Annotated in this window: 25 protein-coding genes; 15 read left to right on the top strand and 10 right to left on the bottom strand. The window is 72.3% G+C overall.

The window, feature by feature from the left end; genetic code table 11:
• Positions 1-38: 38 nt before the first annotated feature.
• Positions 39-815 (top strand): CPBP family intramembrane glutamic endopeptidase, encoded by a 777-nt coding sequence (locus tag ACQEVM_RS22985; protein ID WP_433085326.1) that lies wholly within the window; start codon positions 39-41, stop codon positions 813-815.
• 17 nt (positions 816-832) lie between these two features.
• Here the strand turns inward: ACQEVM_RS22985 and ACQEVM_RS22980 are convergent, their stop codons facing one another.
• Positions 833-1,651 (bottom strand): PhzF family phenazine biosynthesis protein, encoded by an 819-nt coding sequence (locus ACQEVM_RS22980; RefSeq protein ID WP_433081964.1) that lies wholly within the window; start codon positions 1,649-1,651, stop codon positions 833-835.
• Positions 1,652-1,836: 185 nt separating this feature from the next.
• Here ACQEVM_RS22980 and ACQEVM_RS22975 point away from each other — a divergent pair, with 185 nt between their 5' ends.
• Positions 1,837-2,457, top strand: a complete 621-nt coding sequence (locus ACQEVM_RS22975; RefSeq protein WP_433081962.1) for a PadR family transcriptional regulator — start codon at positions 1,837-1,839, stop codon at positions 2,455-2,457.
• An 88-nt stretch (positions 2,458-2,545) separates the two neighbouring features.
• On the opposite strand, the gene ACQEVM_RS22970 is transcribed toward ACQEVM_RS22975, so the two are convergent.
• Positions 2,546-2,974 (bottom strand): type II toxin-antitoxin system Rv0910 family toxin, encoded by a 429-nt coding sequence (locus ACQEVM_RS22970; protein ID WP_433081960.1) that lies wholly within the window; start codon positions 2,972-2,974, stop codon positions 2,546-2,548.
• A 171-nt stretch (positions 2,975-3,145) separates the two neighbouring features.
• On the opposite strand from ACQEVM_RS22970, the gene ACQEVM_RS22965 reads away from it, so the two are divergent.
• The gene (locus ACQEVM_RS22965) at positions 3,146-4,102 is read left to right on the top strand and encodes an EamA family transporter (RefSeq protein WP_433081958.1); all 957 of its coding nucleotides are present in this window, start codon (positions 3,146-3,148) and stop codon (positions 4,100-4,102) included.
• A gap of 162 nt (positions 4,103-4,264) precedes the next feature.
• Complete coding sequence (locus tag ACQEVM_RS22960; RefSeq protein WP_433081956.1) at positions 4,265-5,221, top strand: DMT family transporter; 957 nt, start codon at positions 4,265-4,267, stop codon at positions 5,219-5,221.
• Here ACQEVM_RS22960 and ACQEVM_RS22955 read toward each other — a convergent pair.
• Positions 5,203-5,919, bottom strand: coding sequence for a pyridoxamine 5'-phosphate oxidase family protein (locus ACQEVM_RS22955; RefSeq protein WP_433081954.1), 717 nt, complete (start codon positions 5,917-5,919; stop codon positions 5,203-5,205). The two genes, ACQEVM_RS22960 and ACQEVM_RS22955, sit on opposite strands and share 19 nt — an antisense overlap.
• 37 nt (positions 5,920-5,956) lie before the next feature.
• Between ACQEVM_RS22955 and ACQEVM_RS22950 the strand changes: the two genes are divergently transcribed.
• The gene (locus ACQEVM_RS22950; protein ID WP_433081952.1) at positions 5,957-7,288 is read left to right on the top strand and encodes an aminotransferase class I/II-fold pyridoxal phosphate-dependent enzyme; all 1,332 of its coding nucleotides are present in this window, start codon (positions 5,957-5,959) and stop codon (positions 7,286-7,288) included.
• Positions 7,289-7,477: 189 nt separating this feature from the next.
• Here ACQEVM_RS22950 and ACQEVM_RS22945 read toward each other — a convergent pair whose 3' ends face one another.
• Positions 7,478-8,515 (bottom strand): DMT family transporter, encoded by a 1,038-nt coding sequence (locus tag ACQEVM_RS22945; protein WP_433081950.1) that lies wholly within the window; start codon positions 8,513-8,515, stop codon positions 7,478-7,480.
• A gap of 73 nt (positions 8,516-8,588) precedes the next feature.
• Between ACQEVM_RS22945 and ACQEVM_RS22940 the strand changes: the two genes are divergently transcribed.
• On the top strand, positions 8,589-9,488 hold the full coding sequence (locus ACQEVM_RS22940) for a LysR substrate-binding domain-containing protein (protein WP_433081948.1): 900 nt from the start codon (positions 8,589-8,591) through the stop codon (positions 9,486-9,488).
• 29 nt (positions 9,489-9,517) lie between these two features.
• Here ACQEVM_RS22940 and ACQEVM_RS22935 read toward each other — a convergent pair whose 3' ends face one another.
• Positions 9,518-9,976, bottom strand: a complete 459-nt coding sequence (locus ACQEVM_RS22935) for a pyridoxamine 5'-phosphate oxidase family protein (protein WP_433085324.1) — start codon at positions 9,974-9,976, stop codon at positions 9,518-9,520.
• Between the two features lie 91 nt (positions 9,977-10,067).
• Here ACQEVM_RS22935 and ACQEVM_RS22930 point away from each other — a divergent pair, with 91 nt between their 5' ends.
• The 8 genes from ACQEVM_RS22930 to ACQEVM_RS22895 all read left to right on the top strand — a co-directional run bounded on the left by ACQEVM_RS22930 (position 10,068) and on the right by ACQEVM_RS22895 (position 17,139).
• Positions 10,068-10,682 (top strand): cysteine hydrolase, encoded by a 615-nt coding sequence (locus ACQEVM_RS22930; RefSeq protein WP_433081946.1) that lies wholly within the window; start codon positions 10,068-10,070, stop codon positions 10,680-10,682.
• A gap of 327 nt (positions 10,683-11,009) precedes the next feature.
• Positions 11,010-11,864, top strand: coding sequence for a HipA family kinase (locus ACQEVM_RS22925; protein ID WP_433081944.1), 855 nt, complete (start codon positions 11,010-11,012; stop codon positions 11,862-11,864).
• A complete protein-coding gene (locus ACQEVM_RS22920) occupies positions 11,861-12,244 on the top strand; it encodes a DUF3037 domain-containing protein (protein WP_433081942.1) in 384 nt (127 codons plus the stop codon). Before ACQEVM_RS22925 ends, ACQEVM_RS22920 begins: the two co-directional genes overlap by 4 nt.
• Before the next feature lie 174 nt (positions 12,245-12,418).
• A complete protein-coding gene (gene fabG / locus ACQEVM_RS22915) occupies positions 12,419-13,180 on the top strand; it encodes a 3-oxoacyl-ACP reductase FabG (RefSeq protein ID WP_433081940.1) in 762 nt (253 codons plus the stop codon).
• 34 nt (positions 13,181-13,214) lie between these two features.
• Entirely contained in the window at positions 13,215-13,976 is a 762-nt protein-coding gene (locus tag ACQEVM_RS22910) for an SDR family oxidoreductase (RefSeq protein ID WP_433081938.1), read from the top strand.
• A 152-nt stretch (positions 13,977-14,128) separates the two neighbouring features.
• Complete coding sequence (locus ACQEVM_RS22905; protein WP_433081936.1) at positions 14,129-15,712, top strand: ABC transporter substrate-binding protein; 1,584 nt, start codon at positions 14,129-14,131, stop codon at positions 15,710-15,712.
• Between the two features lie 112 nt (positions 15,713-15,824).
• On the top strand, positions 15,825-16,493 hold the full coding sequence (locus ACQEVM_RS22900; RefSeq protein ID WP_433085322.1) for a uracil-DNA glycosylase: 669 nt from the start codon (positions 15,825-15,827) through the stop codon (positions 16,491-16,493).
• A 97-nt stretch (positions 16,494-16,590) separates the two neighbouring features.
• On the top strand, positions 16,591-17,139 hold the full coding sequence (locus ACQEVM_RS22895) for a hypothetical protein (RefSeq protein WP_433081934.1): 549 nt from the start codon (positions 16,591-16,593) through the stop codon (positions 17,137-17,139).
• 53 nt (positions 17,140-17,192) lie between these two features.
• On the opposite strand, the gene ACQEVM_RS22890 is transcribed toward ACQEVM_RS22895, so the two are convergent.
• Both ACQEVM_RS22890 and ACQEVM_RS22885 read right to left on the bottom strand, forming a co-directional pair.
• Positions 17,193-17,744 (bottom strand): hypothetical protein, encoded by a 552-nt coding sequence (locus tag ACQEVM_RS22890; RefSeq protein WP_433081932.1) that lies wholly within the window; start codon positions 17,742-17,744, stop codon positions 17,193-17,195.
• Positions 17,745-17,877: 133 nt separating this feature from the next.
• Positions 17,878-18,399 carry a DinB family protein gene (locus tag ACQEVM_RS22885; protein WP_433081930.1) on the bottom strand — a complete coding sequence of 174 codons (522 nt, stop codon included), beginning with the start codon at positions 18,397-18,399 and terminating at the stop codon, positions 17,878-17,880.
• An 84-nt stretch (positions 18,400-18,483) separates the two neighbouring features.
• Here ACQEVM_RS22885 and ACQEVM_RS22880 point away from each other — a divergent pair, with 84 nt between their 5' ends.
• Positions 18,484-19,389, top strand: coding sequence for a Gfo/Idh/MocA family protein (locus tag ACQEVM_RS22880; RefSeq protein WP_433081928.1), 906 nt, complete (start codon positions 18,484-18,486; stop codon positions 19,387-19,389).
• Here the strand turns inward: ACQEVM_RS22880 and lnt are convergent.
• The 3 genes from lnt to ACQEVM_RS22865 all read right to left on the bottom strand — a co-directional run bounded on the left by lnt (position 19,334) and on the right by ACQEVM_RS22865 (position 21,646).
• Positions 19,334-20,878: an apolipoprotein N-acyltransferase gene (gene lnt, locus ACQEVM_RS22875; RefSeq protein ID WP_433081926.1), complete on the bottom strand. Its 1,545-nt coding sequence runs from the start codon at positions 20,876-20,878 to the stop codon at positions 19,334-19,336. The two genes, ACQEVM_RS22880 and lnt, sit on opposite strands and share 56 nt — an antisense overlap.
• A gap of 54 nt (positions 20,879-20,932) precedes the next feature.
• Positions 20,933-21,400, bottom strand: a complete 468-nt coding sequence (locus ACQEVM_RS22870; protein WP_433081924.1) for a nuclear transport factor 2 family protein — start codon at positions 21,398-21,400, stop codon at positions 20,933-20,935.
• Positions 21,401-21,469: 69 nt separating this feature from the next.
• Positions 21,470-21,646 carry a hypothetical protein gene (locus ACQEVM_RS22865; protein WP_266951622.1) on the bottom strand — a complete coding sequence of 59 codons (177 nt, stop codon included), beginning with the start codon at positions 21,644-21,646 and terminating at the stop codon, positions 21,470-21,472.
• Positions 21,647-21,730: the final 84 nt, after the last annotated feature.

Below are 21,730 nucleotides of genomic sequence, written 5' to 3'. Positions count from 1 at the left end.
CGGGACGGGAGTCGGGCGTGCGGGTGGAGCCGGAGCCGATGGTCAAGGACCTGCGGGAAGAGAGCCGCGGATACCTGCGGACCGAGACGCTGCTCGTCCTCGCGCTGTCGCTGGGGGCGAGCGGGGTCTCGGCCCTGATCAGCTTCGTCGGTTCGCTGACCAAGCCGGGTGGGCTCAAGGACCAGGCGGCCACGCTGAACGGGTCGTACGCGCCCGGGCGGCCCTGGCTGGACCTGGCCTGGCAGCTCTTCGGGATCGCGAGTGCGCTCGTCCCCGTACTGCTCGTCGCGCACCTGCTGACCCGCGAAGGCGCGCCGGGGCTGCGTGCGCTGGGCTTCGACCGGACCAGGCCGCTGTTCGACCTGAGTCGCGGCGCTCTGGTCGCCGCCGGCATCGGCAGCGCCGGCCTCGCCTTCTACCTGGCGGCCCGCGCCACCGGCTTCAACCTGACCGTGGTGCCGGAGGCACTGCCGGACGTGTGGTGGAAGTTCCCCGTACTGATCCTCTCCGCGCTGCAGAACTCCGTGGTCGAGGAGGTCATCGTGCTGGCCTACCTGCTGCGCCGGCTCGACCAACTGGGCTGGTCCCCGACGGCGTCGCTGCTGGCGAGCGCGGCACTGCGCGGTTCCTACCACCTCTACCAGGGCATCGGCGGCTTCATCGGCAACATGGTGATGGGCGTGGTGTTCGTGCTGGCCTACCGCCGTTGGGGGCGGGTCGGACCGCTCGTCGTCGCGCACGCGCTGCTCGACATCGTGGCCTTCGGCGGCTACGCCCTGCTCGCGGGCAAGGTGGGCTGGCTGCCGACTCCCTGAGGCCTCTTCGGGGGTCCTCAGGGGCGGGTGAGGAGCTCCCCGTCCAGGACCGTGACGGCGTGACCGGTCAGCAGGGTGCGCTCACCGGCGAGGGTGACGCGGACCAGCCCCGTGCGCGATCCGCCCTGGAGGCCCGTCAGCGTGGTGCTGCCCAGGCGACGCGCCCAGAAGGGGGCGAGCGCGGTGTGGGCGCTGCCCGTGACGGGGTCCTCGTCGATGCCGAACGCCGGGAAGAAGCCGCGGGAGACGAAGTCGTGGCCGCGTGAGGGGTCCTCGGCGGCCGCGGTGACGATCACCCCGCGGCGGGCGTAGCCGCGCAGGGCGGCGATGTCGGGGGTGAGTTCCCGTACGGTCCGCTCGTCCGCGAGTTCCACCACCAGGTCGCCGACGTGGGCGGACGTGTCGTGCACCGAGACGATCGCGGCGCCCAGCGCGCGCTCCACCTCGGGCACGGGCTCGACCTCCGTCAGCGAGGAGGTCGGGAAGTCCATGGTGATCGTGCCGTCCTCGGCGGTCCGCGCCGTGAGGATCCCGCAGCGGGCGGCGAAGCGGATCAGCCCGCTCGCCCGACCGGTCGTCGCGAGGACGTGGGCGGTCGCGAGGGTGGCGTGGCCGCACATGTCCACCTCGGCGGCCGGGGTGAACCAGCGCAGCTCCCAGTCGGCCTCCCCGCCCGTCGGCAGCGGCCGGGCGAAGGCGGTCTCGGAGAGGTTGACCTCGGCGGCGACCTGCTGGAGCCAGGAGTCCGGGGGGAACGCGCCGTCCAGCAGCAGGACCCCGGCGGGGTTCCCGTGGAACGGGCGGTCGGTGAAGGCGTCGACGATTCGGATGCGCATGACCTCGACCGTAGGGCGGGGCGTGGAACGGCGCCAAAGGCCAATCCGGGGTGCCTGGCTCTATCGTCGAGAAGTTTCCGATATATCGTTGACGCATCGCGAGCGATCAGTGATAGTGGAGACATCGAAGCCGTCGGACACCGGGTCGGACGGCGAGGACACTCGATGACGAAAGGAGCGCAGTCATGCGTTCACACGGACAGCACGGACACGACCACGGCCACGAGCACGGACGGGGTCACGGCCACTGCGGGCCGGACCGTCGGGAGGAGTTCGGCGGGCGCCGCGCCGCCTTCGGCCCGTTCGGACCGCCCTTCGGCGGTGGACCCTTCGGAGGGCGCGGCGGACGCGGCGGACCGCGCGGCCGGGCCCGGCGGGGTGACGTGCGCGCCTCCATCCTGGCGCTGCTCGCGGACCGGCCGATGCACGGCTACGAGATGATCCAGGAGATCGGGGAGCGCAGCGGAGGGGCCTGGAAGCCCAGTCCCGGCTCGGTCTACCCGACCCTGCAACTGCTGGAGGACGAGGGCCTCATCACGAACGAGAGCGAGGGCGGCAAGAAGCTGTTCACGCTCACCGACGCCGGCCGCACCGAGGCCGAGTCGGGGCCGGACGCCCCTTGGGCGGACGCCGGGCGGGGCTTCGACTTCGAGGCGATGCACGAGGTCCGGACGGCCGGAATCGGCCTGATGGAAGCCTTCGGGCAGGTCTTCAAGACCGGCACGCCCGAGCAGCGCGAGAAGGCGCTCGGGGTCATCAACGACGCGCGCAAGAAGCTCTACCTGATCCTGGCCGACGAACACTGAGCCGGCCGACAACACGCGAGGGCGCGCCCCGCAGGAATCCTCCCGCGGGGCGCGCCCTCGCGCGTACCGGCGTGCGGGGCGGCGCGGGTCAGGTGACCAGGCCCGCCAGCTTGCGCAGCGACTCGTTCAATGCGGCCGTGGCCGAGTCCTTGAGCTTGCCGGCCATCAGCGACACGGCGGCTCCGGTGAACTCGCCGTCGATCTTGACGGTGGTGGCCCCGCCGTCCGGGATCAGGGTGTACCGGGTGAGGACGGCCACGCCCATCGGGCCCTTGCCGGTGATGGCGAAGAGACGTTCGTCCTCCAGCTCCGAGACGGTCCAGAGGACCTCGGCCGGGAAGCCCATCATCTTCATGTTCTCCGCGAAGGTCGATCCGACCGCCAGGGTCTCCGGTCCGCCCTTCGGGAAGTTGGTGTGGGTCATGCTCCACCGGCCGTACGCGTCCCAGTCCGTCAGCTGCGCCCAGAGCTTCGCGGCGGGCGCCTCGATGCGTGATTCCGCGGTGACTTCGGCCATGCGACCACCCCTTCTCGTCGGGTACGTGCGGCGGAAGGTAGCCCCGGCGGGCGGAACATTCAATACTGACGACCTGTCAGATTCGGTGGGTCGGACCAGGGTGGGTGTCGGGTGCGTCTCAACAGGTGTCATGACGATGACGGTCCTGACGCCTCCTGCCATCATGTGGCCATGCAAGCGTCAGGGAAGAACGCCGGACTGGGCCTCGCCCTCGTCTCGGCGTGTGCGTTCGGTGGTTCGGGCGTCGCGGCGAAGCCGCTGATCGAGGCGGGTCTGGACCCGTTGCACGTGGTGTGGTTGAGGGTGGCGGGTGCGGCGCTCGTGCTGTCGCCCCTGGCCTGGCGCCATCGCGACCTGGTGCGCCGCAAACCGTTCCTGCTGGCCGGCTTCGGACTCGTCGCCGTCGCCGGTGTGCAGGCCTTCTACTTCGCCTCCCTGTCCCGGATCCCCGTCGGCGTGGCACTCCTGCTGGAGTACCTGGGGCCCGCCCTGCTGCTGGGCTGGATCCGCTTCGTGCAGCGCAAGCCGGTGACCCGGGCGGCTGCCGCCGGGGCGACGGTGGCCGTCGTCGGGCTGGCATGCGTCGTGGAGATCTGGGCCGGGCTGAGCCTGGACCCGCTCGGGGTGCTGCTCGGCCTCGCCGCCGCCTGCTGCCAGGCGTTCTACTTCGTGTTCGCGGACCAGGGGACCGACGGGGACGACGTCCCCGACCCGCTGGGCGTGATCGCGTTCGGCATGATCGTCGGCGCCCTGGTCATGACCGTGATCGCCCGGCCCTGGCGGATGGACTGGGCCGTGCTGGGCTCCGAGGCGGCGCTCGGCGACACGGCGGTGCCGGCGGTGGTGCTGCTCGGCTGGGTCGTGCTGATCGCGACCGTGTTCGCGTACCTGACCGGGGTCGTCTCGGTGCGCCGGCTCTCGCCGCAGGTGGCGGGCGTGGTGGCCTGCCTGGAAGCGGTCATCGCGACCGTGCTGGCCTGGGTTCTGCTGGGCGAGCACCTCTCCTCCTGGCAGATCGCGGGCGGTGCGCTGGTCCTGGGCGGGGCCTTCATCGCGCAATCCGCGCGGCCCACCCCGCCGGGGGCGGCCGACCCGGCCGTGTTGGACCTCGAACCGGCCAAGGCTTAGGGTTTCGAGCATGCCTTCGACCGTGCTTCCGCCTCCCGCCGCCTAGCGCGGGCGGCCTTCGAGCGAACGAGTACCCGCACCGGGGAGATCCCGGGCGGATTCGCGCTGCCCGCGAAGCGATGACCCCTTTCCCTCATCCTTCACGCATGCGCGGAGTCACACGTGTCGAACCATTCGCCCGCTACCGGGCGCAGTCTCCTCTCCCTCGTCGTCGCCGGAGCCGCCTGGGGAACCGCCGGGGCGGCCGCCTCGCTGTTGTTCCTCGCCAGTGACCTCGGACCGCTGGCCCTGTCGTTCTGGCGGTGCGCGGGCGGATTGGCGGTCCTGCTCGCCGTCCTCGCGGTCCGTCGCCCCGCTGCCGCCCTCCCGCGGCCCTCGGCCGGCTCGCTGATCGCCACCGGGCTGATGTTCACCTTGTTCCAGGCCGCGTACTTCGCCGCGGTGCGTGAGACCGGTCTGGCCGTCGGGACCGTGGTCACCCTGGGGGCGGGGCCCGTCCTGATCACCGTCGGCGCCCGGTACTGGATGGGCGAGCGGCTCGGACGCGGCGGGATCGTCGCCGTCGGCGGGGCGCTGGCCGGGCTGGCGGTGCTGGTACTGGGCAGCGGTGGCGGCGAGGTGCGGCCGATCGGCGTCGGCTGGGCGCTGTTGTCGGCCGCCGGTTACGCCGCCATGACCCTGCGGGCCCGCCTGCTGGGGCAGCGCGGGGCCGGCGGGGACCCGCTGGTCACCACGGCGTGGTCGGTGGCGGTGGGCACGGTGTGCCTGCTGCCGCTCGCCGCGGTGGAGGGCCTGCTTCCGCACACCGCCGAACTCGGGCGGGTGCTCTGGCTGCTCGTGTACGTGGCCACCGTGCCGACGGCCCTGGCGTACGCGCTCTACTTCCACGGCGCCGCCGCGGTACGGGCCGCCACGGTGTCGGTGATCATGCTGATCGAGCCGGTGAGCGCGGCGGTGATCGCCGTCCTGCTGCTCGGAGAACGGCTGACCGGCGCCGTGATCCTCGGCACCGTCCTGCTGCTGACGGCCGTCGGGGCGCTGATCTTCGCCGAGGCGCGGAGGCCGGCGGGCGGGCCGGTGGCCAGGCCCGCCCCGGTGGCTCAGAGCGCGGCGAGGTAGTCCGGGACGGCGACGCCGGGGGACAGGTCGGCGGCCGGGATCGGCGTCCCGTACGTCGGGGCGACCGGGACCACGCCCGACCAGAAGGGCAGGCCCAGGTCCTCGGCGTCGTCGCTCGGCCCGCCCGTGCGCAGCTTGGCGGACACCTCGGTCAGGTCCAGTCGGATCACGGCGGTCGCCGCGAGTTCCCTGGCCGTGGGGGGCCGGCAGTCGGCGGACCGGCCGGGCACGACCTGGTCGACGAGGGCGTCGAGCGCCGTCCGGCACTCCTGCTCGTCGGTGACCTGGTGGGCGGTGCCGTGGATGACCACCGAGCGGTAGTTCAGGGAGTGGTGGAAGGCCGACCGGGCCAGCACCAGGCCGTCGACGTGCGTCACGGTCACGCAGACCGGCAGGCCCGGATCGGTCCTGCCCGCCGCGAGCAGGGGGCGGGACCCGGTCGAGCCGTGGAGGTACAGGGCCTCGCCGATCCGGCCGAACAGCGTCGGCAGGACCACCGGCGCGCCGTCGCGCACGAAGCCGAGGTGGCAGACGAAGGCCTGGTCGAGTATCGCGTGCACGGTCTCGCGGTCGTAGCGTGCCCGGTCCCGGGAACGGGTCGGGACGGTGCGGTCGGTGGGTTCGTACGCGGAGGTCGTCCGCGCGGCCGGCTGCGCGGTGGTCGGCGTGGTCGGCTCGGTGGCGGGCGTGGCGGTCATGGTGCGAACTCCGTTGCACTAGTGCATACTGTGGTTTGTGCTAGGAGACTATCGGATCGCAGGGCGTCGCGCATCGGACATCGCGGCCAGTGTCGAAGCGGGGATCGGATCGGGCGCGCTCGCCCCGGGAGCGCTGTTGCCGCCGATGCGGGAGCTGGCCGGAGTGCTCGGGGTGAACCCGAACACCGTGGCCGCCGCCTACCGGACCCTGCGCGAGCGCGGGGTCATCGAGACGGACGGCCGGCGCGGCAGCCGCGTCAGGTCGCGGCCGGCGAGCGCGCCCCGCGACGCGCTGCGGATGGACATCCCGCCCGGCGTGCGCGACGTCGCCTCGGGCAACCCGGACGTCTCGCTGCTGCCCTCGCTGGACGGGGCCCTGGCCGCCGCCGCCCGACGGTACGCGCGGACGCCCACCCTGTACGGAGCCGACCCGGTCGCCCCGGAGTTGGCGGCCCTCGCCCGCGCCGGCTTCGACGCCGACGGGGTGCCGGCCGGGCCCGTCGGGCTCACCTCGGGGGCCCTCGACGGCATCGAACGCGTACTGGCCGCCCACCTGCGCCCCGGCGACGCCGTGGCCGTGGAGGACCCGGGCTGGGGGAGCGTGCTGGACCTGGCGCCCGCGCTGGGGCTGCGGGTGCTGCCGGTCGCCGTGGACGACGAGGGGCCGCGGCCGGAGGCGGTGGCGCGGGCCCTGGCGGACGGGGCGCGGGCGCTGGTGGTCACGGCCAGGGCGCAGAACCCGACGGGCGCGGTGGTGAGCGCGCGCCGGGCCGGGGAGCTGCGGGAGTCGCTGGCCCGGCACCCGGAGGTGCTGGTCCTCGACGACGACCACGGACACGGGATCGTGGACCTGCCGTTGCAGAGCCTGGGCGGGGTCACCCGACACTGGGCGCTGGTCCGGTCCACCGCCAAGGCCTACGGGCCGGACCTGCGACTCGCGGTGCTGACGGGAGACACGGTCACGATGGACCGGGTGCGCGGGCGGCAGCGCCTGGGGCCGGGTTGGGTGAGCCGGCTGCTCCAGTACGCGGTGGTCGAACTGTGGACCACGGGCGCGGTGGACGCGGCAGCGGTGGCGCGGTCGTACGGGGAACGGCGGGACGGGCTCGTCGCGGCCCTGGAGCGGCGCGGGGTGCGGGCGTACGGGCGCAGCGGGATGAACGTGTGGGTGCCGGTCGCCGACGAGACGGGAGCGGTGGCGCGGCTGCTGGGTGCGGGCTGGGCGGTGGCGCCGGGGGCACGGTTCCGGGTGGACAGCGGGCCCGGGGTGCGGATCACCGTGTCCGGGCTCGGGGCGCAGGAGGTGGCGGGGCTCGCGGACGCGGTGGCCGACGGGGTGCGGCCGGCGGTGGGAGGGCGCTTCGGTTGAGGCCCCGGCGTGGGGGTGCTCCGCGGTGGGATCGGTGGGTGTGCGGGCCGGGTCAAGCGGGGGCCGGGGCGGTGGTCGGCCCGGCCCCGCTGTTGCGACGTCCGGCTGGTGGGCGGGTGCGGCGCCGTTGCCGGGGGCTCCGCACCCGGACCCGCCTTGCCGGGGGCTCCGCACCCGGACCCCCGCGCCTCAAACGCCTGCGGGGCTGGATGGGGCGGGGTCGGAGACGGCGGGGGCCGAGGTGGTGGGCTTCGGGGGGCGGGTCTGGGTGAGGGCCGCGCCGGCCAGGACGATCGCCGCGCCGACCGGGGTGTTCCAGTGGAGCTGCTCGCCCAGGACCAGGACGCCCGCCGTGGTGGCGATGACGGGGATGAAGTAGGTGACCATCTGTGCGGTGGTCGGGCCGACCTCCGTCACGAGTCCGTACTGCATCTGCAGGGCCAATCCCGTGCCGAGGGCGCCCAGGGCGATCACCGACAGGGTCGGCCAGAGCGGGAAGGAGTGCGGCGCCGAGGTGAACAGGGCGCTGACCAGCAGCAGTTGAACCGTCGAGATGCCGAGCTGCGCGCCGGTCAGGGCCACCGGCGAGCCGGGCGTGCCGGCCAGGGTGCGGCGGACGTAGATCCAGCCGATGGGGTAGCACAGCGAGGCCAGCAGGGCGAGCGCGGTGCCCCTGGCGTCGACCCCCGAGAAGCCCTGCCAGGCTCCGAGGACGGTGAGCACGCCGAGGAAGCCGAGACCAAGGCCGGCGAACCGGCGGCGGGTGGGGCGGTCCTCGGACAGGGCGACCAGGGAAAGGGCCATGCCCCACAGGGGGGAGGTCGCGTTGCAGATGCCGGCCAGGCTGGAGGGGATGCTCAGCTCGGCGTACGCGAAGAGCGAGAACGGCGCGGTGTTGAGCAGGAGCGCCGCCACCGTCAGGTGGGCCCAGGTCCGCCGACCCCGGGGCAGCCGCTCACGGCGCAGCAACAGGACCGTGAGCAGCGCGAGGGCGCCGAAGGCGACCCGACCGAGAGCGACCTGGAACGGGGCGTAGGCCTCCGTTCCCACCTTGATCAGCAGGAAGCTGAAGCCCCAGATCACCGAGAGGACGGCGAAACGGATCCGCCAGTCGAGGCCGGCCCGGCGAGGGACGGGCGGTGTGGTGACGGTCGCAGCGGCGGCGGCGGTCGGCTGGGGATCGGGGAGGGCCTCGGTTGTCGGTCTCGGGGCGGTGGGTGCGCTCATGGGTTTACTCTGTGGCGTCCGACGCATTAGAACAAGCGAGAATATGTGGCGCTCTCGTCGTAGCATTGCTTACATGTTGAACCTGGAGCGCCTGCGCACCCTCGACGCCTTCGCCCGCCACGGCTCGGTCGGCGGCGCGGCGGACGGGCTGCACGTCACCACCTCCGCGGTCTCCCAGCAGATGGCCAAGTTGGAGCGGGAGGTGGGCCAGCCGCTGCTGGCCAAGAACGGGCGCGGAGTCCGGCTGACCGACGCCGGGCGTCTGCTCGCCGACCACGCGGCCCGGATCCTCTCCCAGGTGGAACTCGCACAGGCCGACGTGGAGGCCCAACGTGGTTGCGCGGTGGGGGAGTTGCAGATCGCCGCCTTCCCCACCGCCATGCGCGGACTGTTGCCCGGGGCGCTGACGGCGCTGCGCACCGGGCATCCCGATCTCCGCACCCGGGTGCGGGAGCAGGAGCCGGGGGAGAGCATGGCCGCGGTGGTGCGCGGCGATCTCGACCTGGCCCTGGCCATCGACTGGCACAACAAGCGGATGCCGGTGCCCGTCGAACTCACCCGCTGCCATCTGCTGGAGGACTCCGTCGACATCGCGGTGCCGGCCGGTCACCGGCACGCGGGGCGCTCCCTGGTGTCACTGGCCGACTTCGCCGACGAGGAGTGGATCTCCTGGAATGAGGGCCAGTTCTGTCACGAGTGGCTGGTGTTCACCCTGCGCGGCATCGGCATCGAGCCCCGCATCGCGCACATCGCCGAGGAGCACCACACCCAACTGGCCTTCGTCGAAGCGGGACTGGGCGTGTGCGTGACCCCCCGGCTGGGACGTGGGCCCGTCCCGTCCGGGGTGCGACTGCTGCCGGTGAGCGACGCCGTCCGCCGGCACGTGTACGTCGTCTGGCGGGCGGACGCCGACCGGCGGCCCTCCGTCCGGGCCGCCGTCGACGCCCTCAAGGCGACCGCCTCGACGCTGTAGGGCCGCCGCGTGCGGCCCGGAGCACGGTTCTAGAGCTTGCGGAAGTCCCACGAGACGATCGACTCCGGGGTGAGTCGGATCCAGGCGTGGCGCCCGTCGTGCGGCATCTCGTCGATCCCGAAGTTCTTCACCGGGAAGAGGCGTTCGGCTTCCGCCAGTTCCGGGCACGGCTCTCCCGTGCGGGGGGCCTCGCCGACGAAGACCGCGCTGCCGGACAGTTCGACCCCGCGCAGTTCGTCGTACGCCTCGCCCGCGTCCACGACCACCGAGATCCGAGGGTCCTTGCGCAGGTCGGACCAGCGGCGGCTGCGCGTGATCGAGTAAAGCCACAGGGAACTCCCGTCCCACGCGAACCACAGGGCCCCCACGTGGGGGCGTCCGTCCGGGGAGACGGTGGCCACCCGGCAGGTGCGCTGCTCGCGCAGGAAGGCGTCCACCTCCTCGTCGGTCATCATGATGCGGCGGCCCCGCCGTTGCGTCCGATCCACGCGTGCCTCGTCCATCCGTCCCGCGCCCCTTCACATCTGACTGTGTGTCAGGAATCATGCGGGCTCTTCGGCCGTCACGCCAGGGGGAGCCATGCCGGAACTCGATCCCGCCACCACCGCCCTGCTCACCGTCGAATGCCAGAACGGCGTCGTCGGCGAGGAGAGCGCCCTGCCCGAGCTGGCCAAGGAGGCCCGCGACTCGGGGATGCTGGACCGGGTGGCCGCGCTGGTCGACGCCGCCCGGGGAGCGGGCGTACAGGTGCTGCACGCCGTCGCGGAGCGGCGGGCGGACGGACTCGGCGCCAACGCCAACGCGCGGCTGTTCCGGGCCGCAGGGAAGCTCCCGGTGCGTCAACTCAGCGGGAGTCGCGCGGTCGAGGTCGCCGCCCCCATCGTGGTGGCCGAGCGGGACCTGGTCGTGCGCCGGCTCCACGGCCTCTCCCCGATGGCCGGTACGGATCTGGACCCCCTGCTGCGCAACCTCGGTGTCCGCACCCTCGTCGTCACCGGTGTCTCCTCGAACATCGCGATCCCCAACACCGTCTTCGACGCGGTGAACCTCGGCTACCGGGTGGTGGTCCCGTCCGATGCGATCACCGGGGTACCCGCGGCGTACACCGCCGAAGTGATCCGCAACGCACTGGCACTGGTCGCCACCATCACCACGACGCGGGAGTTGCTCGACGGGTGGGCCGGGCCGCGCTGACCCCCGCAACCTCGGCGGACGCCCCCGGCGCCCACGTCACGCAGGCCCGGGTCCGGGTACGGCCCCGCAGGCCGCACCCCGACGGGGGGTTCGGGCAGCGCGACGCATCGCGTTCGGCTTCGAGGCCCCCACCGGAGACACGCGCCGCCGGGAAGGGCGTCGGTGCCGACTCGGCAGGTGCAACGACGAGCCGTCCCGCGCCGATCGAACCGTCCGGCCCCATGCCGCTGACCTCGGCACGCGCGTGTCCCATGACGCACCCTCGGGGCCGCTGGTCGTCGCACCCGTCAGGGCGGACTGACTGCCGCCGCCCGTTAGCCTGGGAAAATGCTCACAGAAGTGATCGCGACCCGTTACGTCACGCCCCTGCGTGAGGGCGGCTCGCTGCCGGGGATCGTCGAGGCCGACGATCTCGGCACCTACGTCATGAAGTTCACCGGGGCCGGCCAGGGGCGCAAGACCCTGGTCGCCGAGGTCGTCTGCGGCCGACTGGCCCAGCGGCTGGGCCTGCGGGTCCCGCGGCTGGTGCAGATGCAACTCGACCCCGTCATCGGGCTCGGCGAGCCCGACCAAGAGGTTCAGGAGCTGCTGAAGGCCAGCGGCGGATTGAACCTCGGGATGGACTACCTGCCCGGTTCGATCGGCTTCGACCCGCTCGCGTACCAGGTGGACCCCGTCGAGGCCGGACGCGTGGTCTGGTTCGACGCCCTGATCAACAATGTCGACCGTTCCTGGCGCAACCCGAACCTTCTCGTCTGGCACGGCGACCTGTGGCTCATCGACCACGGCGCCACCATGATCTGGCAGCACAACTGGCCGACCGCGGCGGCCGCCGCCGCCAAGCCCTACAACGCCTCCGACCACGTCCTGGCCCCCGTCGGACCCGACATCGCGGCCGCCGCCGCGGAGCTCGCGCCGCTGGTGACGAGGGAGCTGCTCGCCGAGGTGACCGCCGACGTGCCGGACGAGTGGCTGGTCGACGAGCCCGGGTTCGACTCCACGGACGCCGTGCGACGCGCCTATGTGGACGCGTTGCTGCCGCGCGCGGCCGGCATCCACGAGAGGATCACCATGAAGGCCGAGGTTCGGCCGAGGTCGGGTCCGCCCGGGTGGCTGGCCGAGCGCCTCGCGCCGCCGCGCGCCAAGACCGAGCCCGACGAGAAGAAGAGCGACAGCGAGTGATCAAGCGGGACGTGTTCGAGTACGCGCTGGTGCGTGTGGTGCCCCGGATGGAGCGCGGCGAGTGTTTCAACGCCGGCGTGATCGTCTACTGCCGGGCGCACTCCTACGTCGCCGCGCGCATCCACCTCGACGAGGGCAAGCTGCTCGCCCTCGACCCCGGGGCCGACGTGATCGGTGTACGGGCTGCGCTGCTCGGGGTCGAGGGGCTGTGCGCGGGCGGCGAGTCGGCCGGTCAGGCGGCGGGCGACGAGCCCGGCCGCAGGTTCCGCTGGCTGATCGCGCCGCGCAGCACCGTGGTGCAGCCGGGCCCGGTGCACACCGGCCTGACGGCCGACCCGGAGGCCGAGGTGGAACGGCTGCTGGAGCTGCTGGTGCGCTGAGCGCGGCGGACCCTCCGAGGATCGGCGCACGACCCGGGGAGCCCCGCGGGCCGGTGCCGTTGACACCGGGTGCCAGGGCTCCTAGCGTCTGTCCAGCCGAAGCTACTAAGCGGTTGCTCACCCACGAGGGGCCGCGTCGGCGCACCGAGGATTCCAAGCGCGAGGAGATCCAGCATGTCCACCACCGAGCAGCGCGTCGCGATCGTGACCGGGGCGGCCCGGGGCATCGGCGCGGCCACCGCCGTACGCCTGGCCGCCGAAGGCCGTGCGGTCGCCGTACTCGACCTGGACGAGGCGGCCTGCAAGGACACCGTCGAGGCGATCACGGCGGCCGGCGGCAGGGCCGTCGCCATCGGCTGCGACGTCTCCGACAGCGCGCAGGTGGAGGCGGCCGTCGAGCGCGTGGCGAGCACGCTCGGCGCTCCGACCATCCTGGTCAACAACGCGGGCGTGCTCCGCGACAACCTGCTCTTCAAGATGAGCGCCACCGACTGGGACACGGTCATGAACGTGCACCTGCGGGGCGCCTTCCTGATGGCCCGGGCCTGTCAGAAGTACATGGTCGAGGCCGGGTTCGGCCGCGTCGTGAACCTCTCCAGCAGCTCCGCCCTCGGCAACCGCGGCCAGGCCAACTACTCCGCCGCGAAGGCTGGTCTGCAGGGCTTCACCAAGACCCTGGCCATCGAGCTCGGGAAGTTCGGCGTGACCGCCAACGCCGTCGCGCCCGGTTTCATCGCCACCGAGATGACCGCGCAGACGGCCGCCCGGGTCGGCATGGGCTTCGAGGACTTCCAGGCCGCCGCCGCCACCCAGATCCCGGTGCAGCGCGTCGGCAACCCGGACGACATCGCCAACGCGATCGCCTTCTTCACGGGCGACGCCGCCGGCTTCGTCTCCGGGCAGGTCCTGTACGTGGCCGGCGGCCCGCTCAACTGACGCGCGGCGACGAACGAGAGGCAGGGCGTACGGCATGACGTACAGCGGCAACGACAGCGGCAAGGTCGCACTCATCACCGGGGCGAGCCGGGGCATCGGCTACGGCATCGCGGAGGCACTGGTCGCCCGGGGCGACCGGGTGTGCATCACCGGGCGCAACGAGGACACCCTCAAGGAGGCCGTCGAGCGGCTCGGGGCGGACCGGGTGCTCGGCGTCGCGGGGAAGGCGCACGACGAGGCCCACCAGGCCATCGCCGTGGAGCGGACGATGGAGGCCTTCGGGCGGGTCGACTTCCTGATCAACAACGCCGGCACCAACCCGGTCTTCGGGCCGATCGCGGACCTGGACCTGGGCGTCGCGCGCAAGGTCTTCGAGACGAACGTGATCTCGGCGCTCGGTTTCGCGCAGCGGACCTGGCGCGCCTGGCAGAAGGACAACGGCGGGGCGATCGTGAACATCGCCTCCATCGCCGGCGTCTCCGCCTCCCCCTTCATCGGCGCGTACGGAATGAGCAAGGCCGCGATGGTCAACCTCACCCTCCAGCTCGCGCACGAGATGGCGCCGGGCGTGCGGGTCAACGCCATCGCCCCCGCGGTGGTGAAGACCAAGTTCGCGCAGGCGCTCTACGAAGGTCGTGAGCAGGAGGCCGCGGCGGCCTATCCGCTCGGCCGACTCGGGGTCCCGGAGGACATCGGGGGCGCCGCGGCCTTTCTTACATCTGCACAAGCGGAATGGATCACGGGACAAACTCTGGTCGTCGACGGGGGAATGTTCCTCAATGCCGGGGTGCACTGACCGATAACCGGACGCATTTGCCTCCCAGGAGGAGGCAAATGCGTACCTAAAGCGCACGTAATCGGTCAAGTGCCTCACGAAACCTGCCCATTGGATTTGTGAGGCACTGCGGTAGGGTCTGCCGCACCCCTGGCTGATCGAGGAGCGTGCAAGTGTTCAACCGGACCAGATGCCTGCAGATCACTGCGGCCCTTGCGTCCATATCCCTGCTCGCCGGATGCGGTCTGCTTTCCGACGACAGCGGCGACGACAAGAAGCGGATAGTCGTCGGTACGATGAGCCAGCCGAGCACCCTCGACCCCGCCGCGGCATGGGACGGCTCCTGGGAGCTGTACCGGAACATCTACCAGACGCTCTTGGCGTTCCCCACGGGCTCCACCAAGCCCCAACCGGACGCCGCCCAGGCCTGTGAGTTCACCGACTCCCGCAGCGAGTCCTACCGCTGCACCCTGAAAAAGGGCCTCAAGTTCTCCAACGGGGAACCGCTGGACTCCAAGGCGGTCAAGCACTCCCTCGACCGGATCCGGACGATCAACTCCCAGGTCGGTCCGAAGGACCTCTTCGGCAGCCTGGACAAGATCGAGACCCCGGACGCGACGACGGTCGTCTTCCACCTGAACACCCCGGACGCGACCTTCCCGTACGTCCTCGGCTCGCCGGCCGCCTCGCTCGTCCCGCCCAAGGAGTACCCGGCGGACAAGGTGCGCGAGGAGGGCAAGACGATCGGCTCCGGCCCCTACGTCCTCGACTCGTACACCGAGGGCAGTGAAGCGGTCCTCAGCGGCAACGCGAGCTACTCGGGCTTCGCGACCCGTCGCAACGACGCGGTGACCATCCGCTATTTCGCGGACTCCAAGAAGATGGTCGCGGCCCTCAAGGCCAAGGAGATCGACGCCACCTACCGAGGCCTGTCCGCCGCGGAGGTCAAGGACCTGCAGACGCCCGCGTCCCACGAGGCCGGCATCCAGGTCGTCGAGAACGTCGGCGCCGAGATCCGCTACCTCGTCTTCAACCCCAAGGACCCGCAGGTCGCCAAGCTGCCGGTGCGCCAGGCCATCGCCCAGGTCATCGACCGCGGCGCGCTCGTGGCCAAGGTCTACCAGGGCACGGCCGAGCCGCTGTACTCGATGGTCCCCAAGGGCACCGTCGCCCACCGGACGCCGTTCTACGACCTCTACGGCCACTCGGACGTCGAGAAGGCGAAGAAGATCCTCCGGGAGGCCGGGATCACCCAGAAGGTCGAGCTGACCTTCTGGTACACGACCGACCGGTACGGCCCCTCCACGGCCGAGGAGTTCACCGAGATCAAGCGGCAGCTGGAGGAGAGCGACCTCTTCAAGATCAACCTGCGGGGTCAGCCCTGGAAGGCCTTCCAGGCCGGATACAAGAAGGGCGACTACCCGGTCTTCGGCCGAGGTTGGTTCCCCGACTTCCCGGACCCGGACAACTTCATCGCCCCGTTCGTCGGCAAGCAGAACGCGGTCGGCACCCCGTACGAGTCCGCTCCCATCCTGAACGATCTGCTGCCCAAGTCCCGCCGCGAGAGCGACCGGGGCGCCGGCGTCAAGGAGTTCGAGGAAGCCCAGCAGATCTTCGCCCAGGACGTCCGGCTGCTGCCGCTGTGGCAGGGCAAGCTGTACGTCGGCGCGCGCGAGGACATCGCCGGCGCCGAACGGGCCCTCGACCCGCAGACCGTCATGCAGATGTGGGAGCTGTTCCGCAAGACCAGCTGGTAGCGGCTTCGGGCGGGCAGGCGGACGACGCGTTGTCAGTGGCTCCCGGTAGGTTCTGGGCAGTTGCACCACGCAGTTGCACGATCCCGTACCGGAGGTTGTAGACGTGACCCAGATGCTGCCCGAGTCCTGGCTCCCCGCTGTCGGCGGGGAGCTGGACCAGCCCTACTTCAAAGAGCTCGTCGAGTTCGTCGAGAAGGAGCGGGCGAACGGGCCGGTCTACCCGCCCCGCGACCAGGTCCTCGCGGCCCTGGAGGCCACGCCGTTCGACAAGGTGAAGGTCCTGGTCCTGGGCCAGGACCCCTACCACGGCGCCGGCCAGGGGCACGGCCTGTGCTTCTCCGTGCGGCCCGGGGTCAAGACCCCGCCCTCGCTGCGCAACATCTACAAGGAGATGAAGGAGGAGCTCGGCCTCCCCGTCCCGGACAACGGGTACCTGATGCCGTGGGCCGAGCAGGGCGTCCTGCTGCTCAACGCGGTGCTCACCGTCCGCGAGGCCGAGCCCAACTCGCACAAGGGCAAGGGGTGGGAGAAGTTCACCGACGCGGTGATCAAGGCCGTCTCCGCGCGTCCCGACCCGGTCGTCTTCGTGCTCTGGGGCGCGTACGCCCAGAAGAAGATCCCGCTGATCGACGAGGACCGGCACGTGATCGTCAAGGGCGCCCACCCCTCGCCGCTGTCGGCCAAGAAGTTCTTCGGGTCCCGCCCCTTCACGCAGATCAACGAAGCCGTCGCCGCCCAGGGGCATGAGCCGATCGACTGGCGTATCCCGGACCTTGGCTGACGCCACACCCCGCCTGGGCGTCGCAGGCGGTGCATGCGGTTAGCGTCGTGACGATCAGACCGGAGAGCAGGTCTGGCGGAGCCAGCCGGAGGCCGCGTTGACGGAGCAGCAGGAGGCGTCCGAGGACGCCGTCATGACCAGGATCGGCCAGGCCGTGATCCTGCTGCACGCCGGGGACCGCGAGGAGGCCCGCAATCGCCTGGGGAAGATCTGGTCCGAGATCGGCGAGGCGGGCCCCCCGCTCCACCGGTGCACCCTCGCCCACTACATGGCCGACGCGCAGGACGATCCCGCCGACGAACTGGCCTGGGACCTGCGGGCACTGACCGCCGCCGACGGGCCGACCCCCGCCGACGGGCCGACCGCGGGCCCACCCGGCGCCCGGTCCCCGCGCGGTGCCCGCGATGCACATCCGGCGGTCCGGGTGTTCTACCCGTCGCTGCACCTCAACCTGGCCGCCGACTACGTGAAACTGCGTCGACCCGAGGCGGCCCGGGCCCACCTCGCCCGGGCCCGGGCGGCCACCGGCGCGCTCGCCGACGACGGGTACGGCGACCGGGTCCGGGCCGCCATCGCCCGGCTGGAGCTGCGGCTCGCGACGGAGCCGGGCGAGCGGCCCCGAACCTTCCCGGAGCAGTCTCCGTAGGCTTCCGGGGCCCGGGAGGCGTCCACGGGCCGCGGAGGCCGTACGGGAGGGCCTCAGCCGCCCTGGACGCCCGCGCAGATCCGGGCCTCCGGGCTGTCGGGGTGCCAGCGCCCGTGGCGACGGCCCATGGCGCACACGTCCGCCGGGCGCACCGGCAACTCCCGCATCAGCTCCCGCGGCGCCTTCGCGTCGGGCCGGGGGCGGTGCGGCCGGTCCCCCGGACGGCCATCGGCGTGCCCCGGGGGATGCTCGCCCCGCCGGCGGGGCTCAGGGATGTCCGGGACCGGCGGCGCGGCCCGCCCGGGCTCCGCGGGCGTACGCGGCGCGCTCGGCGCCTCGCCCCGGCTGCCGGTCGTCGAAGCGGTCGAAGCCGCCGGATGCCCCGGCTCACGCGGGACCGCCCGCAGCGCCTCCAGGGCGGGCGCCTGGACGACCACCGGGAGGGCTCCCGGCCCGCCGCGCGGCTCGTACCGCGGCGGCAACCCGGCGGGGGGCACCGCGGCGGGGTGCGCCGGAGCCGGGGTCACATTCACGCAGCCGGAGACAGCCGAGACGGCACAGGCCACTCCGAGCAGCAGTTTCGTCGTGGTTCGGGTTGGATGCACGCGCGCAACTCTGCTGTGCGAGGACCCGGTTGCGAAAACCCTGGGGCGATATTGCCCCCGCACGGGTGACGGCCGCCCGCCGGTGCGCCGCCAGTTGACGGCCGGAGCGCGATCCGGGTCGAGACCGGGTCCGCTACTCGCCCGTGGCGCCGTCGATGTGCTCGCGCAGCAGGTCCGCATGACCGTTGTGGCGGGCGTACTCCTCGATCATGTGGGTGTACACCCAGCGCAGGCTGAACACCTCGCCCCGGCGGTGGCTCTCGGGTCGAGAGACCAGGTCCAGGGAACAACCCTGCACGGACTGCCGGGCCAGCTCGATCTCGGTCTGCCACACCCGCTCGGACTCGCTCCAGGTGTCCTCGGCGGTGAACCGGAAGTCGCCGTCCACGTCGTCCGGCGTCGAGTACAGGTCGGGGAGCTCCTCGCCGTGCATGATCTCGCGGAACCAGTAGCGTTCGACCTCGGCCATGTGCCGGACGAGGCCCAACAGGCTCAGTTCGGACGGCGCGAGCGCGCTGCGGCGCAGTTGCTCGTCCCCGAGTCCCTCGCACTTCCAGGCCAACGTGGAGCGGTGGTAGTCGAGCCAGCCGTCCAACATGTCCCGCTCGTTCGCGGTGGTGGAGGGTTCGGGGCGGTGGGATCCGGAGTTGGTCATGTGCCCCATCCTCAGCGACCGCAGCCCCTGTCACCAGGGATTAAGCTGCGAGCGTCCCACAAGGAACGAACCTGGAGGCTCCCGGTGAAGGTTGGCGTCATCGGACTCGGCGACATCGCCCGCAAGGCGTACCTGCCCGTCCTCACCGCCCGTCCGGGAGTGGAGCTGCACCTGCAGACCCGCACCCCCGCCACGCTGGAGCGGATCGGCGCGATCCACCACGTCCCGGCCGAGCGCCGGCACACCACGCTCGACGCACTGCTCGCCGCGGGACTCGACGCGGCCTTCGTGCACGCGCCGACCGAGGCCCACCCGCAGATCGTGGCGCGTCTGCTGGAGGCGGGCGTGCCCACCTACGTGGACAAGCCCCTGGCCTACGAGTTCGAGGACTCGCGGCGACTGGTGGAACTGGCCGAGGAGCGCGGGATCTCCCTCGCCGTGGGCTTCAACCGGCGCCACGCTCCCGGGTACGCGCAGTGCGTCGACCACCCGCGCGAGTTGATCGTCATGCAGAAGAACAGGGTCGGGCTGCCCGAGGACCCGAGGACGCTGGTCCTGGACGACTTCATCCACGTCGTCGACACCCTGCGGTTCCTGCTGCCCGGGGACGCCGACCACGTCGACGTCCGGGCCGTGGTCCGCGAGGGGCTCATGCATCAGGTGGTGCTCCAGATGTCCGGCGACGGGTTCACCGCCCTCGGCATCATGAACCGGCTGTCGGGGTCCACCGAGGAGACCCTGGAGGTCTCCGGACAGGACACCAAGCGGCAGGTCGTCAACCTCGCCGAGATCGTCGACCACAAGGGCCAGCCGACCGTGCGCAGGCGCGGCGACTGGGTGCCGGTCGCCCGCCAGCGGGGCATCGAACAGGTGGTGGACGCCTTCCTGGAAGCCGTCGAGGCGGGCACGACGCTGAGCGCCCGGGACGCCCTCCTCACCCACGAGCTGTGTGAACGGGTGGTGCGCTCGGCTCTGGAGCAGGCTTCCTGATCGAGGGCCTCCACCGGGCCGCGCAGAACGCGGCCAGGGCGGCGAGGGCAGCGCCCACCGGCCAGTCCCCGAAGCGGACGTAGAGCGTCGAGCCGGTGGCCAGCGGCACGGCGTACACGTGGGCGGTGCTCTCCGAGGTGGCCAGGGACGGGCCGACCCGCTCACCGGCCGGGCCGTGCACCTCGCTGATGCCGGTGAGGGTGGCGTGCACCACCGGGCGGCCGGTCTCGGCGGCGCGCAGGGCGGCGAGCGAGGCGTGCTGGGCCGGGGCCCAGCTGTCCTGGAAGCTGGACGTCGCGGACTGCGCGACGAGCAGGGCCGCCCCGCCACGCGTCAGGTGCCGACTCATGTCGGGGAACGCGGACTCGAAACAGACCAGCGGACCGATCAGCAGCGCGGGCCGGCCCGGCAGCGGCATCAGCACGGGGGAGTCGCCCCGCACCCGGTCCTCGCCCGCCGCCTTGCCCACCGAGGTCGCCCAGCCGAACAGCGCCCGGGCGGGTACGTACTCGCCGAAGGGAACCAGCCGCATCTTGTCGTACCGGTCGCCGGTCGGACCCTGGGGCCCGATCAGCACGGAACTCTTGCGGATCCCGGCACTGTCACCCCGCCGCGCGTCCACGTTCACCAGCAAAGGAGCCCCCACCTCGGCGGACAGCGCCGTCAACCGCCGCTCCAGGTCCGGGCGGGCCTCCAGATCCGCGCCGACGCTGCTCTCGCCCCACACCACCAGGTCGGGGCGTTGACCCGCCAGGGTCCGGGTCAGCTGCTCCCCGACGTCGAACCGGCGCTCGGCGCTGTCCGGCCCGTCCGCGACGACCCCCGGCTGGACCACGGCCACGCGCAGCACGCCGGCCGCCTCCGGGCGCGGTACCCACAGCCACGCCACCCCGGTCAGCACCGCACAGCCGGTCACCCCGGCCACCGCCGGGACCCGCGCCCCGGGCACCGCGAGCAACAGCACCAGCGCACAGTTCACCGCCACCACCAGCAGGCTCACCAGCCACACCCCGCCCAGGGAAGCCAGCACGAGCGCCGGCGGCACCTGCCACTGACTCGCCCCGAGCAGCCCCCACGGCCCGCCCAAGCCCTGCCAGGATCGGACCAACTCCGACAGCAGCCAACCCGCCGGTACCAGGACCAGCGCGGCCACCGCACGACCGGCGGCCGGCACCCCGCCGAGCAGTTCCCGCACCAACAGTGCCCAGGGGATCCACAGCAACCCCAGCAGCGCGGCCACCGCGACCAGGAACACGTGCATGCTCGGCAGCAGCCAGTGGTGCACGGCGAAGATGAACCCGGCGCCGCCGAGCCACCCCTCCAGGGCCGCGCGCCGTCCGCTGGGGGCAGACCTGAGCAACAGCATCCAGGGCACGAGGGCGACGTAGGCGAACCACCAGAGGCCGGGCGAGGGGAAGGCGAGGGCGGGCAGCGCTCCGGCGGCGACGGCTGCCGCCGCCCGCCACCACCGGTTCGACCTCGAGATCATGACGCGCCTCCGCCTCCAGTGTGGAACGGCCGGGCCGGATCAGCCCGGCCAGGGCTACGCGGGCATGTGCCGCCACTTCTCGTGCACGGTGACCGAGGCGAGCCGCCAGCCGTCCGCGGTCCGGGCCAGCGCGAACGCGTACCGCCCGGCGGCGACGAAATTGGGGGAGGTCACCGTCCCGTCGAACTCCTCCCCGGCCAGTCGCATCGGGTTGAGGAAGTCCGCCCGCACCTCCGCGGAGTCCCCGGGCGAACCGCCCAGGTCCTCCAGCCGGATCAGCCGGTTGACGATCAGGTGCTGGCGCACCGGGAACAGCAGCATCGTCTGCGCGAGCCATTCGGCCACCTCGCCGGCGGGCCCCTCCACCCCGCCGGCCGAGCTGTAGTCGGCCCGCCCGGTCGGTGTGAACAGGGCGCGGTAGGCGTCCCAGTCACCGTCGTCGACGGCTGCCGCGTACTCCGACACCACCTCGTCGATGGCCAGCCGGTCCATCAACGTCCCGAGGTCCACGCGCTGCGTCATCGGGACAGTCTGGGGGCGCACGCCCGCGAGGCCAAGGGGCGTGCGCGGACCGGGCCCCCACACTCGCGATCAATGACCGGAATGAGCCTCCCGCGGTCGGACCACGACCAGGAACGCGTCACTGTCCAGGTCCATCACCACCTCGGCCGGCACGCCCTCGCGCAATCGCTGCGCCGCGTACTCCTCGGCGGGCCAGCTTCCCCGCGGACTTCCGGCCGGAAAACGCTCCAACACCACACGACCCATGGGACACCCCCTGCTTGCTTGCCTTCAGGTCCTTCAGGCACAACGACGCGGAGGCCGCCCGGGAACGTTCCCGAACGGCCTCCG

The sequence above is a fragment of the Streptomyces sp. CA-243310 genome (assembly GCF_050936775.1).
GTDB lineage: Bacteria > Actinomycetota > Actinomycetes > Streptomycetales > Streptomycetaceae > Streptomyces.
Note: the sequence above shows the minus strand (reverse complement) of the source record. Positions and strands in the feature narration are given on the sequence as shown.

What these genes read in the sequence shown, in the direction of transcription:
- ACQEVM_RS22975 (WP_433081962.1), top strand. Translation starts at nt 1,837, where the DNA reads ATGCGTTCACACGGACAGCACGGACACGACCACGGCCACGAGCACGGA.
- ACQEVM_RS22945 (WP_433081950.1), bottom strand. Translation starts at nt 8,515, where the DNA reads ATGAGCGCACCCACCGCCCCGAGACCGACAACCGAGGCCCTCCCCGAT.
- lnt (WP_433081926.1), bottom strand. Translation starts at nt 20,878, where the DNA reads ATGATCTCGAGGTCGAACCGGTGGTGGCGGGCGGCGGCAGCCGTCGCC.
- ACQEVM_RS22900 (WP_433085322.1), top strand. Translation starts at nt 15,825, where the DNA reads ATGCTGCCCGAGTCCTGGCTCCCCGCTGTCGGCGGGGAGCTGGACCAG.
- ACQEVM_RS22940 (WP_433081948.1), top strand. Translation starts at nt 8,589, where the DNA reads ATGTTGAACCTGGAGCGCCTGCGCACCCTCGACGCCTTCGCCCGCCAC.
- ACQEVM_RS22965 (WP_433081958.1), top strand. Translation starts at nt 3,146, where the DNA reads ATGCAAGCGTCAGGGAAGAACGCCGGACTGGGCCTCGCCCTCGTCTCG.
- ACQEVM_RS22980 (WP_433081964.1), bottom strand. Translation starts at nt 1,651, where the DNA reads ATGCGCATCCGAATCGTCGACGCCTTCACCGACCGCCCGTTCCACGGG.
- ACQEVM_RS22925 (WP_433081944.1), top strand. Translation starts at nt 11,010, where the DNA reads ATGCTCACAGAAGTGATCGCGACCCGTTACGTCACGCCCCTGCGTGAG.
- fabG (WP_433081940.1), top strand. Translation starts at nt 12,419, where the DNA reads ATGTCCACCACCGAGCAGCGCGTCGCGATCGTGACCGGGGCGGCCCGG.
- ACQEVM_RS22985 (WP_433085326.1), top strand. Translation starts at nt 39, where the DNA reads ATGGTCAAGGACCTGCGGGAAGAGAGCCGCGGATACCTGCGGACCGAG.
- ACQEVM_RS22865 (WP_266951622.1), bottom strand. Translation starts at nt 21,646, where the DNA reads ATGGGTCGTGTGGTGTTGGAGCGTTTTCCGGCCGGAAGTCCGCGGGGA.
- ACQEVM_RS22870 (WP_433081924.1), bottom strand. Translation starts at nt 21,400, where the DNA reads ATGACGCAGCGCGTGGACCTCGGGACGTTGATGGACCGGCTGGCCATC.
- ACQEVM_RS22910 (WP_433081938.1), top strand. Translation starts at nt 13,215, where the DNA reads ATGACGTACAGCGGCAACGACAGCGGCAAGGTCGCACTCATCACCGGG.
- ACQEVM_RS22885 (WP_433081930.1), bottom strand. Translation starts at nt 18,399, where the DNA reads ATGACCAACTCCGGATCCCACCGCCCCGAACCCTCCACCACCGCGAAC.
- ACQEVM_RS22955 (WP_433081954.1), bottom strand. Translation starts at nt 5,919, where the DNA reads ATGACCGCCACGCCCGCCACCGAGCCGACCACGCCGACCACCGCGCAG.
- ACQEVM_RS22970 (WP_433081960.1), bottom strand. Translation starts at nt 2,974, where the DNA reads ATGGCCGAAGTCACCGCGGAATCACGCATCGAGGCGCCCGCCGCGAAG.
- ACQEVM_RS22930 (WP_433081946.1), top strand. Translation starts at nt 10,068, where the DNA reads ATGCCGGAACTCGATCCCGCCACCACCGCCCTGCTCACCGTCGAATGC.